This window comes from Paenibacillus sp. NPDC058367, assembly GCF_042723305.1.
GTDB lineage: Bacteria > Bacillota > Bacilli > Paenibacillales > Paenibacillaceae > Paenibacillus_AQ.
Genome location: NZ_JBHXIZ010000005.1, coordinates 99,280 through 111,531, shown reverse-complemented (window position 1 = coordinate 111,531; position 12,252 = coordinate 99,280). Strand labels below are relative to the sequence as shown.

The following is a 12,252-nucleotide window of genomic DNA, read 5'->3' as shown; positions in this document are numbered from 1 at the left end:
TTTTTCCGGTATCCTTATCGGTAACGTTTTCAATTGAAATATTAGCACACCGTTTGGAACATTTCAATAACCATTTTATTGCAGAAACTCGCCATTACAAATCTTCAAACGTTATAATAGACAAGTATAAACGCCTTCGACTTTCTTATATTTTTTAAAATAACTATGAATAGGTGATGGCATATCTTATCTCTGATCGAAAAGTATGAGTTACAATTCTCTAATAATAATTATTTTGGCGATATCGGGGTAGAGCCCTCTTACTCCATTGTAGAAGGTACTCTTCCTGTCCTTGTGTCTGCTCCGCATGCCATTAACCACTATAGAGAACATGCTGTAAAACCTGCAGATATGTATACAGGCTCTCTTGCGCTGCTGTTACAAAAGCTTACCAATTGCTACTGTATCTATTCCAATAGCTTCTCCAAAGAAGACCCCAATTACATCCTTGGCGGAGAATATAAAGCTGCACTTGGAACAATTGTCAAAGAACATCAAATTAACTTTGTTATAGACTTGCATGGTGCCTCTAAGGAAAGGGAATTTGATATTGATTTAGGTACATTACACGGAACTTCCATACAAGAAAATAATATAAATGAAGCCGTACGTATTTTTTTCAATAATGGTATTACCAATGTTCATCAAAACCATACATTTTCTGCATCTCATCCGGGAACGGTCACATCGTATTCCGCCAAAGAGCTGTTAGTTCAAAGTATTCAAATTGAAATTAATCGAAATTATCGTAACCCGAAATCATTTGCTTTATTCCAAAAAACCATTCATTCCCTCGAACAAATCATCAATCAATTGGGAGGTGCCTAACATAAATATCGAGCAGACCTTCACCCTATTGGACAAACAAAGCTATACTGCCCGGGAAGAACTCACGATGAACCCCGATGAGCTGGCTGAATTAGGCTTAGTCCACCATATCTTTGTCGAGCTTAAAGCAGAGAATGATGCTCAGGTTAGCTGTTTGCTTTTATCTAAAAGTGATATCCCTAGAGGCAGTATTCAATTATCTAAAAGAGCAAAGGACAAGCTAGGAGATTGCCCCATAACAGGATTAACCATTACTAAACCTGAGTACAACACGATTCTTCGGGGAATTCCTAAAGTGGACGAGATTGCCAAACCTTATGTCAAAGCTTGTCCAACGCTCGTCCGCAAGTATTCGAACCATGTAGAGCTGATTAATCCTAAGAATGGCTTTCGGGTAAACTTAACGTTAAAAGAGGATGACACAGCCAAGCCGAATGCACTATATTTCAACAGATATATCATGTTGTTACTTGAGACTCATGCCACTGAGGATGATCAACTAATTATTACCCGTGCAAGAACAAGTCCTCAGTCCAAGCCAGGCATACATAAACTTATACATCTGGGAATCAAACGGCCCTTAACCGCATTAGGAAATCTTTTTATTGGCAAAAGAGAGCTTACACTAAGAGTAGGGCATCCCTACCCTTTTGATGAGCACCAAAATCTATGCCGAATTCACCCCAATGTTAGAAAGCTGCTGGGTATGGAAGAGACCGACAAAATCGTCATCACCTATAACAACAAAGAAATCACCGTCCCCATCTTAGATATAGACACTGAGCATATTGCCCAGTTGATCAAGCTAAATGAGGAGGATGATCAGCTCAAATTTATCGACAGCCACTTATTTATCGGAATCACCGCTTTGTCACGAAATGAACTAGAAATCCCCAGTATCGGCACATCGGTTACCGTAAAGAGAAGCATGAACTCCCTATTCTTAAAACACTTAAATAAGCTGGTCTTGCCTGTAATTGCTCTATTGTTTACAGTAGTACAGCTGTATAAGGATTTGAACTGGAGCATCGCTCTGACCGTTGCTATTTCTCTGATACTACTTCCGATAATCATCTACACGACACTATCTGAAGAACGAGCAAAAATTAACTAAATGGAGCGATGATCGTGGAATTCACTTCACAAGCCCAGGTAGAAGATATGATCTACAGCTCTTATCTAAGAGCCATTAACAACATCACAGAAACTTTGGATGGACAAGTTAGACGACCGGAATTAACCAGAGAATTGCTGGAACTAGTCGGAAATCCGGATCGAGATCAACAATACATACTAGTCACAGGCAGTAAAGGTAAGGGCTCCACCTCAAGGTTTATCTCTTCTTTGTTAAGTCACCTAGGCTATAAAGTGGGCTTGTTCACCTCCCCTCATCTGGTGGATTTCAACGAAAGAATACGGATTGACGGGCGGGCCATATCCGCAGAGGATTTTGTACGATTAGGAAATGTGGTTCGCGAGGGATTTCAAACGATTGAAGATCAGCTTGCCGCTGATGAGTATCAAGGTCCTGTTGGGGTGGGTCTGGCGATTGCGACGTTGTACTTCAAGGAGAATCATACCGATTTCAATGTAATTGAATGTGGAAGAGGCGGAAGGTTTGATGACACGAATGTCCTGAAGAATAATTGGGCTGTCATTACTCCGATTATGGAGGAACATGTAGCTAATTTGGGACCTGACCTGAACAGCATTACACTACATAAACTGGGTATCGTCAAAAACAAGGCTACTAACGTCTATATTAGCAAACAGAAATCGAGCGTACTTGCGTCTATAAAAGCGAACCTCACTTCCAACACTGTCCAGTATTATGAGGAGCAGTTCTGGGCTGACTCTATTGCAATAACACCCGTTGGAACTACTTTTAATGTTCAGACAAATCAAGCAATTTACCCGTCCTTAACGATTCCGTTATTGGGGCAATTTCAAGCTCTAAATGCAGCCACTGCAGTCGCACTATGTGAGGATATTACAAGTGGTCCTCTGAATAGGGAACTCGTTCTCAAATGCTTTGCACAATTGCAATGGCCGGGTCGCTGTGAAGTGATCTGCCATGATCCATTAACGATAATTGACGGAGCAATTCATAAAGAGTCGGCAGGCTATTTGGCTGAGCTTATTCAACTGGTGAATCCTGACCGCAGCCGAGCTGTAACTTCAATTATCGGTGTCCCTAAAGATAAAGATTACCCAGGGGTTATCGAAGTGATGAGTTCGGTCTCGGATCAATTAATCATCACAAAGCCCGATATTAGTCATCTTTCTTTTCCTACAGATGCACTCCATGTTGCCAAACGTTTTATCGAACAAAGTTACGAGTTCCCCTATTTAGAGGACGCTCTAACGCACATACAAACTCGCTCGTCTTCCGAGATTATTGTAATTGTCGGCACGCAAACCTTTATCGGAAATGCCAAAAGATTATTCGGGCAATCGCTGCTCGATATCGGCTTATAGCTTCTCAAAGCGCTGGAGAATGACTTCCTGATAAAGATCAGATAGCGCTGGCACTTCACTTGGATTCTGCTTACAATACTCATCTAGCATAACCTTATGATTCACTTCGATCACCCTGAGGCCTTGATCTGTCTCTAAAATATCCACGGAGCAAAAATCAAGGCCCATCGCTTTAGTGGTCTCGGAAGCAAGCGCCGCAAGCGCCGCTCGTTTGGCCTGATCGCTAACCTCAATAGCAACAGCCCCGTTAATCAAATTGTGCTTCCAAGAGCGAACTCTTTTTTTTCCAAGGAATACACGCGCCTGGTGATTAAAAGTTACGATTCTATACTCAATCTCCGCTTCATAATAGGGACCTATTGCCCCATTAAGCTGTAAAGAAAATAATAAATCCAGCTTTTCGTGCAGATCCGCTATCTCATTAATTTTGTACACATGGTTTCCCTGTGCCCCGTTATCCTGCTTCATAACTACCACCCCATTGAGCGTTTGGAAATAACGTTCAGCCAATGAATAAGGATTCAAGTTGTTAAATTTGGAGTCAGGATGTGGCAAATAGATATGTTCTACCGCGGGGATATTCGCCTTATGCAAAACGTCATAAGTTAGAGATTTACTCATAGCAATGATCGTAGAAGCACTGTTGTTTAGTCCGATCTCAGCGTCTACCATCACAAATGATTTCAATCCATCCGTAGCTCTATATACGAAATTCGGTGTAACTTCCTCAAAGGTAATCCCTGAGGTTGTAACAGAATGCTGGATCATTTTTAAGTAAGGTCTAGTCGTCATTCAGTTTCCTCATTTCTAACAAAATATGACCAAACCTAATCATAGCATGAGAAATATCAATCGAAAATAACATTAGCATGTTATAATTACTATCATAAAAACCTTAGAAGTCTTGTTCGAGGGACTTTCCAAAAAAAATAATAGGGTTAATGTTATGTTTAATGACTGATAGCGCTCTTATAGTTAAAAATAAGTATTGATTATTTAGTGATCATCCTCTATGATAAGCTTATCAAGCGAACCAAAAAAAGTTAAAGCGGTTAAACTTTAATACCAAGGTATCTATTATTATTGCTACTTAATAGTATTAGCACGACCAAAAGTTAAAGCGCTTATACTTTAAAATGAGAGGTTGGTGTGTCATGATCAATCGCGAGAACAGGCGGCAGACTTTCTACATGTATCTGTTCATTTCTCCTTGGATTATCGGCTTCCTAGTATTCGCCCTTTATCCTATCTTATCATCGCTTTACTTCAGCTTTACTGATTATGACATCATACACCCACCTAAGTTTATCGGGCTCGCTAACTACACAGAGATGTTTCACAATGACCTATTCTGGAAATCGGTGGTTGTCACGCTGAGATATACCTTCATCGGTGTACCTATCCAGCTTGTTCTCGGTCTTGGATTTGCGCTATTGCTTCACCAGACCATTCCCCTACGCGGCTTTTTCCGAACAGCCATGTATTTTCCAAGCATGGTATCCGGCGTGGCCATGTCCCTCCTATGGTACTGGATCTTCAACCCGCAGATCGGGCTCTTCAATTACATCCTTTCCTGGTTCGGTATTCATGGACCGGCTTGGCTGATGAACCCGGACACTGCACTATATGCCTTGATCATCATGACCTTCTGGACAGCAGGCTCAGGAATGATTTTATTCCTCGCAGGTCTGCAAGGCGTACCGGCTAGCTTGATCGAAGCCGCTAACCTTGACGGTGCCGGACGCTTCAGAATTTTCTTGAACATTACCTTACCGATGATCTCTCCCGTGCTGCTTTTTCAACTAATTATGGGACTGATCGATTCCTTCCAAGTCTTTACCCAAGCTTTTGTTATGACTCAAGGAGGTCCAAATTACTCTACCTGGTTCTATGTCTATAATCTCTACACCAGTGCTTTCAAAGAATATCGTGCCGGTTATTCCTCAGCCTTGGCATGGGTGCTCCTCATCGTAGTTATGCTGTGCACCGCACTAATTATGAAATTGTCTAACCGTTATGTTCACTACGAAGGAGGCGGACGCAAATGAGTACAGTCAGAGCGCTAAGCCCCCAGACTAAAGGAACCAAACGCCGCCGGAAAGTGGAGCCTGTTAAGATTTTTAGCTTTATTACTTTAGTAGTTACAACATTTCTGATGCTGCTTCCTTTGTTCTTCATGGTCTCCACTTCACTTAAGTCCAAACGTGAGATGCTGAAGTTCCCACCCACCTTTCTTCCAGAGAGCTGGCAGTGGAGCAATTACACAGAAATATTTGATACCCTGCAGTTCGGTACGCTTTACAAAAATAGTTTAATTATTGCCGGCCTCAGCGTTGTAGGCACCTTGATTTCTTCAGCACTGGTCGCCTATGGATTCGCCAGATTTAGAGGTAGAGGAAATCAGATATGGTTCATCCTATTGTTGAGCACAATGATGTTGCCTTATCCAGCCATTATGATTCCACAGTTCGTACTCTTTTCGCAAATGAACTGGATCGACACCTTCCTACCCTTGATTGTGCCTGCTTTTTTCGGCTCAGCTTATAACATTTTCCTGCTGCGCCAATTCTTCTCCACGTTGCCTGAAGAGCTGTTTGATGCCGGACGCATTGATGGATGCGGCGAAATACGGATGTGGGCTACTATAGCACTCCCACTCTCCAAACCCGCCCTTGCAACTGTAGCTATCTTTGCTTTTATCTACAACTGGAACGATCTGCTTACACCGGTGCTTTACCTAAGCTCGTCAGAGAAGTTCACGCTACCCGTCGGGATGGCTTCTCTCACCTCATCGAGATTCCGCATTCCACCTTGGCATTTGCTGATGGTCGCTTCGGTTCTAGCTATGGTTCCTATCGTTACGCTGTTTGCTGTAGCACAGAAACAGTTCGTCGAAGGGATTGTACTTACAGGGATTAAGTAATAATCCGCCATCCGGGCGGCCAAATATACTTGAAATCATGGGGGTTTAGCTAATGAACAAGAACAGGAAAAGTAGTGCGCTTTTACTTGCAACAACCATGCTTGTTGTTCTGGCATTGTCAGGCTGTAGCGGCGGCAAATCGGCGGGTAACACTCTATCTGAAGGAAATGGTGGCTCGACCAATTCAGGAGGCAAAGCAGAAACGGTAACCATCACCCATTACACAATAGATTCAGAAGACCGGACTTTTGTTGAGAAATTAATTCCTGATTTCGAAAAGCAGCACCCGAACATTAAAGTAAAAGTGGAAAAAGCACCTTATGAGCAGTTCGACAGCAAGCTGCAAACGCTAATTGCCGGTGGCAAATCACCCGATGTGACAAGTCACTGGGGTTATGGAGGTTTCGCAGAATACTACAACAAGGATATGCTGCTCGATTTGACCGACCTTTTAAAAGAGGATGGTTTCAAGGCAGCAGATTACAACATCCCAGAGAACCTGATGAACATTTATAAGGTTAAAGATCACACATATGGTATCCCAGTTAATATGTATGTCACCTTGATGCTCTATAACAAAGACATGTTTGATGCTGCCAAACTGACTTACCCAACAAGCGATTATGAAGATAAGAGCTGGACGTTTGAAAAGATGGTCGACCAGGCTAAACAAATGACTCTCGTCTCCGATGATATTGCCAAAACACAATATGGCGTAGACTTCACCTGGTCTGAACGCGATATGCGGCCATTATATTTTGGAGCGCAGCCTTATTCAGAGGATACATGGACGAATGGCGGCGTGCCTTCTGAGACTTATTTTGATTCCCCTGAAGTGATTGCTGCCTACAACAAACTCTTTGATCTGGTCTTCAAAGATAAAGTCTCTCCTTCCTCCGAGTGGAGCAAAAGCGTAGCCGGACAGAACGGCGATCCCTTTGTTGCAGGTAAAATCGGGATGTCTATCGGTGGCTCATGGAACCTTGCAGGTGCGAATGACTTTCCCTTCAAAATCGGTGTAGCCGCTGTACCATGGGGAGGCAACGATAAGGTACGCAGCACACTTTACGTCGATCCGCTGCTGATCTTGAAGGACTCCAAACATCCGAAGGAAGCTTTGGAATGGATCAAATATTTGATCACTACCGAAGTGCAGGAGAAATCCATTGAGCTTAGTGGCGGTAACCCGCCAGTCAACACCCAAGCTGCTGAAGCTTACTATAAACATTTTGATGGCATCGATCCACAAGATATCAAAAATGTCTACGAGGGTGCTGTGAACTATGGCTTCGAATCCTACAACCATTTGATCACCAACTACTCGCAAATTAATGACATGTTCATTAATGAATTGCAGCCAGTAGAAACTGGACATAAGACGGTGGAAGAGGTGATGACGACGATTCAGAAAAAAGTTACGGAGATCATTCATCGTTAATATTTGGCAGATATGCCGTCCCTTTAGGGACGGTATACCTGTTTGAAATCATACGTTTAGCGGACAGTCTGCCAACCCTGTATACTAAAGGTAGAAAACAGGATCGGAAAATCTGCCGCGAGGAGAACTAGAGATGAAAGTGAGTATTTTTGATGTAGCCAAAAAATCAGGATTATCGGTTGTAACCGTATCCCGGGTCTTAAATGGGGCCGAATCGGTACGCGAGAATAATCGCCAGAAGGTGCTGGAGGCCATTAAAGAGCTGGATTATCGCCCTAATGCAGCGGCACGCAGTCTGGCAAGCGGTAAGACGGGAATTATCGGGATTATTGTCACGACCCTGCAGGATTCTTTTTTTGACGCAGTGGTCAAAGAGCTGAATGAAGTCTTAGCGATGCATGGTTATTTTTTGGCCATCTCCATCTCAGCAGGCATCGAATCGGATGATAGCCATTATTTAATCCAGGAGGATCGTGTAGACGGTTTGTTTCTACTCTCTCCGATGGAAGAGGATAATTATATTGTGGAATTAAAACGGCGCGGCATCCCCTATGTGCTGATTGATAACCAAAAGCCCGAGAATGACACCTACTCTATCACGATTGACAACTTCAAAGGTGGCTACATGGCTACCAGTCATCTGTTAGCGCTTGGTCATACGTCAATTGCTCATCTATGTGGACAGGAGATGTTCCGTAGTACGCGGGAGCGGCGTGCCGGATTCCTACAAGCGCTTGAGGAAAAAGGTCTTACTCCATTTGAGATTGTACATGGTGATTTCGAAATTGGAATGGGATACGAAACCTGCAAGCGTTGGCTGAACGAAGGACAATTACCTACTGCGGTATTCGCTGGCGATGACAATATCGCCCTTGGCGTCATCAACGCGTTAATGGAAGCTGGCATTCGGGTACCCGAACAAGTAGCTGTGATTGGTTATGATGATCATTATATTGCTTCACAGCTTCATCCATATTTAACAACGATCCGTCAGCCTTCGGACAAAATTGGATTAGCAGCTGCCGAAATGCTCTTAAAGCGTATCTCTGGAAAGATGAAGCGCGGAGCTGGAGTAAAGATTGACCCAGAGTTAATTGTACGGGAATCTACTACTTCCAATTAATTAAATCATATAAACAAGGAGTGACAACCATTGACTTACTACTTGGGGATCGATGGTGGAGGCACCAAAACCTATGCTCTGCTATGCGATGAACATGGCAATGTTCTCGGTAAGGGCAGGAGCGGTAACGGCAACCACCAGACAGGCGCACTTGAGGCAGCCAACAGCATTCGAGAGGCCACATTCGGGGCACTAGATGAGGCTGGACTCCGATTGGAGGACATCCAACATACCTATCTTGGGCTTGCCGGTGCTGACCGAGAGGCCGATTATCTCATTCTCCATCCAATGATTCGCGAGATCGGATTTATCAATTACACCATTAACTGTGACACCATGATCGGATTACGTGCAGGGACGACTCGCCCTTATGGAGTTGCACTAATCTGTGGCACAGGCACCAATTCGGCAGGCAGAAACACGCGAGGAGAGCACTATCAGTGTGGTGGCTTTGACTACATGTACGGTGACTTCGGTGGTGGCGGTGCTCTCAACATTGAAGTCTTTCGTTCTGTCATAAGAGCTTGGGATGGGCGGGAGCAACCTACCCTCTTAACCGGACTTCTACTCAACTTGCTAGGTTATGAGGAAGTTGCAGATATGTTTAATGATTTCCTCAATCATTGGAAAAGGGTCCCTGTTCATGCTGCTCGCTTGCTCTTCGAAGCAGCAGCTGAAGGAGATGCTGTAGCCTTAGAGATTCTAAATCGGCAAGGCGTTGAGTTAGGGAAGTCCGCTGCTGCAGTCATCCACAAGCTTGGGATGGAGCAGGACACCTTCGATGTGGTTCTGGCGGGAAGTCTGCTAACCCGTGGGGATCGCGGCTGGATTCGCGGACCTATTGAGAAAGCTGTACAAGCCGCAGCTCCACAAGCAACTGTGGTGACTCTTGCCACAGAGCCCGTAGTAGGTGCCGTTTGGTCCGCGATGGATCAAGATGGTTTGACCCTTAGTAGTGAAGCGTATGAGACCATGCGGCAATTTCAAGATTATGAATCGATCCAACAAACAAAAAAGACAGGAGTGGTTGATCTTGGCAACTAATCAAGGATTAAAGATCGCAGTTATCGGTGGGGGTTCTTCGTATACACCCGAATTGGTAGAGGGATTTATTCTTCATTACAAGGAGCTTCCTGTTCGTGAACTATGGCTCGTAGACATCGAACCTGGACTTCGCAAGCTGAATATCGTTGGAAATCTCGCTAAACGCATGGTTGAGAAATCCGGGCTTCCGATTGAAGTTCATCTTACAACAGACCGCCGGAAGGCTATCGAAGGTGCAGACTTCGTCAGCACTCAGATGCGTGTCGGTATGCTTGATGCCCGCGCACGTGATGAATCGATTCCTCTTAAATATGGTGTCATTGGTCAAGAAACGACAGGTCCTGGCGGAATGATGAAAGCACTGCGTACGATCCCTGTCATTCTGGATGTATGCCGGGATATCGAAGAGCTGGCTCCTAACGCATGGCTGCTCAATTTCACCAATCCTGCAGGAATGGTCACTGAGGCTGTTCTGAAATACTCCAAAGTAAAGAGTATCGGTCTATGTAATGCACCTATCGGTCTGATCAAACAAGTATCCGCCAAATATAACGTAGCTGCCGACCGTGTTTATGCCGAATTCGTTGGTCTGAATCACTTACACTGGATTACTCGAATCGACGTTGAAGGTGAAGATAAGCTGGATGATATGCTCACAGAGGGCTACAGTGCCAAGAACGTGCCAGCCCGAGAGTGGAATCCAGAATTCCTAAAATCTCTTCGCGCCGTGCCTTCCTACTATTTGAAATATTTCTATATGACGGATGCCATGCTCGAAGAGCAGATGGAATCGTTTAAGCAAGGTATCAACCGTGCTGAAGTCGTCAAACGCGTAGAAGAAGAGCTATTTGAGCTATACGCCAACTTAGAGCTGAGTGAGAAACCGAAACAGCTAGAACAACGCGGTGGTGCTTTCTATTCAGAAGCAGCAGTTAATCTCATGAGATCGCTCTATAACGGTTCAAACGACATCCAGACCTTGAATGTTGCTAACCGTGGCATACTGGACTTCTTGCCAGATGATGCAAGCATTGAAGTGAACTGTGTTGTCACCAAGAACGGACCACTACCTCTACCACTGACTAAGATTCCACCGATGGCCAAAGGGCTTATTCATGCTGTCAAAACCTACGAGCAGCTAGCCATTGATGCCGCTGTGACCGGTGATCGTGCGCTTGCCCTTCAGGCAATGGTGCATCATCCACTCGTTCCATCTGTAGATGTGGCGGTTCGTATGCTGGATGAAATGCTGGAAGCCAATAAAGAGTTCTTGCCGAACTTTTTTACTAAATAACCATAGAGATGAGGCGTCAATATGTCAGCTAAAGCGGTTTGGAAAGGCGATGTGAACCAAGCCATCTGCGCGTTTACATTTGATGATGGGCCTTCCCAGCTTCCCGTTGAATTATGGCTTGATGTTTTGGAGGAGGAAGGTGCTGTCGGCACCTTTTTCTTCACTGGGGAATGGATGGATCGCCATCCAGAGAAGGCGAGATTGATCCTGTCCCGGGGTCATGTGCTTGCTCCGCATACGTACCATCATCGGCGAATGGCCCAAGTGCCAAAGGCGGTATTCTTAGAGCAATTGAAGCTGACTGAGCTGGCCTATCAGGACGCAACGGGTCTCCCTTCTCCCAATTTCATGCGTTTTCCGTATTGCTCATTCCGGGAAGAAAATCTCGAGTGGCTGACAGAATGGGGCGATTATCTAGATATTGAAGGCGTTGACTGCGGAGATTGGTCTGGTATTTCTGCTGAAGAGATCGTTGCCAGAGTTGAACCTACGCTTGAGAATGGAACCATTATAGTCATGCATAGTAATGATGTTGCAAAAGGTTCACCGGATGCACTGAGAGCACTTATTCGGATCGCCAAGCAAAGAGGCTTGGAAAGTGTCGGCGTACCTGAGATCCTTGGGTCCATTGGCGTAGAAGTAAACCACAGACCCTGGAAAATAGTCGTAGACGTTCCCGCAGAGTTAGATCATCCCTTGGAAAATTGGATCCCTTTAGAAAATAGTAAGCAGCTTGCCGACCTCGCGACCCAGACAACTGAGTGGAACATTCCGCAATATACACTACATTTCACTTCTGAAAAGGAGTGGCTGGAGCATCTGGAGAGTCCACTAGAAGAGGTTGGAGTGACAGAGGATCGCGAGTTGTTTACCGTACGGCAATTTGATGGCAGCTATTGGGGATATGTACGCGCCGGTGTCGTAGACAATACCCTTGTATTATTAGATTATGCGGCTAAAGAAGCGCAGGCTGATACCTTGGTGTACTTACTTCGCTGGGCTGCGGATACTTCGATCAGATTGGGACTAACCAAGATTGAAGCCAGACTCAATATTCGTAAAATGAGCGAGATGTGCAGACAGTTAAGCTGGCAGTCAGAGATAGTAGAAGATCAATAAGATAT

General features: G+C 44.6%; 11 protein-coding genes. 10 read left to right on the top strand and 1 reads right to left on the bottom strand.

The features are described 5' to 3' along the window. Window positions 1-294 precede the first annotated feature (294 nt). Genes ACFWMP_RS23840 through ACFWMP_RS23830 form a run of 3 tightly spaced genes read left to right on the top strand, consistent with a single transcriptional unit; the run spans window position 295 to window position 3,306 of the window. Window positions 295-828, top strand: coding sequence for a hypothetical protein (locus ACFWMP_RS23840; protein WP_379424861.1), 534 nt, complete (start codon window positions 295-297; stop codon window positions 826-828). Further along, window positions 821-1,942 carry a hypothetical protein gene (locus ACFWMP_RS23835; RefSeq protein WP_143759509.1) on the top strand — a complete coding sequence of 374 codons (1,122 nt, stop codon included), beginning with the start codon at window positions 821-823 and terminating at the stop codon, window positions 1,940-1,942. The genes ACFWMP_RS23840 and ACFWMP_RS23835 overlap by 8 nt, the downstream gene beginning before the upstream one ends. Window positions 1,943-1,956: 14 nt before the next feature. After that, window positions 1,957-3,306: a bifunctional folylpolyglutamate synthase/dihydrofolate synthase gene (locus ACFWMP_RS23830; protein WP_379424860.1), complete on the top strand. Its 1,350-nt coding sequence runs from the start codon at window positions 1,957-1,959 to the stop codon at window positions 3,304-3,306. Here the strand turns inward: ACFWMP_RS23830 and ACFWMP_RS23825 are convergent. Beyond that, entirely contained in the window at window positions 3,301-4,098 is a 798-nt protein-coding gene (locus ACFWMP_RS23825; protein WP_379424859.1) for an ATP-grasp domain-containing protein, read from the bottom strand. The genes ACFWMP_RS23830 and ACFWMP_RS23825 overlap by 6 nt on opposite strands. 362 nt (window positions 4,099-4,460) lie before the next feature. Here ACFWMP_RS23825 and ACFWMP_RS23820 point away from each other — a divergent pair, with 362 nt between their 5' ends. The 7 genes from ACFWMP_RS23820 (at window position 4,461) to ACFWMP_RS23790 (ending at window position 12,247) form a co-directional block, all read left to right on the top strand. Further along, window positions 4,461-5,354: a carbohydrate ABC transporter permease gene (locus tag ACFWMP_RS23820; RefSeq protein ID WP_042184117.1), complete on the top strand. Its 894-nt coding sequence runs from the start codon at window positions 4,461-4,463 to the stop codon at window positions 5,352-5,354. Next, window positions 5,351-6,229 carry a carbohydrate ABC transporter permease gene (locus tag ACFWMP_RS23815; protein ID WP_042184115.1) on the top strand — a complete coding sequence of 293 codons (879 nt, stop codon included), beginning with the start codon at window positions 5,351-5,353 and terminating at the stop codon, window positions 6,227-6,229. The genes ACFWMP_RS23820 and ACFWMP_RS23815 overlap by 4 nt, the downstream gene beginning before the upstream one ends. Before the next feature lie 52 nt (window positions 6,230-6,281). Further along, complete coding sequence (locus ACFWMP_RS23810; protein ID WP_042184113.1) at window positions 6,282-7,667, top strand: ABC transporter substrate-binding protein; 1,386 nt, start codon at window positions 6,282-6,284, stop codon at window positions 7,665-7,667. Window positions 7,668-7,800: 133 nt separating this feature from the next. Beyond that, on the top strand, window positions 7,801-8,790 hold the full coding sequence (locus ACFWMP_RS23805; protein WP_042184112.1) for a LacI family DNA-binding transcriptional regulator: 990 nt from the start codon (window positions 7,801-7,803) through the stop codon (window positions 8,788-8,790). A gap of 30 nt (window positions 8,791-8,820) precedes the next feature. Beyond that, the gene (locus ACFWMP_RS23800; RefSeq protein ID WP_379424858.1) at window positions 8,821-9,834 is read left to right on the top strand and encodes an N-acetylglucosamine kinase; all 1,014 of its coding nucleotides are present in this window, start codon (window positions 8,821-8,823) and stop codon (window positions 9,832-9,834) included. Further along, the gene (locus tag ACFWMP_RS23795) at window positions 9,782-11,128 is read left to right on the top strand and encodes a 6-phospho-beta-glucosidase (RefSeq protein ID WP_042184108.1); all 1,347 of its coding nucleotides are present in this window, start codon (window positions 9,782-9,784) and stop codon (window positions 11,126-11,128) included. Before ACFWMP_RS23800 ends, ACFWMP_RS23795 begins: the two co-directional genes overlap by 53 nt. 21 nt (window positions 11,129-11,149) lie before the next feature. Continuing rightward, a complete protein-coding gene (locus ACFWMP_RS23790) occupies window positions 11,150-12,247 on the top strand; it encodes a polysaccharide deacetylase family protein (RefSeq protein ID WP_379424857.1) in 1,098 nt (365 codons plus the stop codon). The last annotated feature ends 5 nt before the right edge of the window (window positions 12,248-12,252 follow it).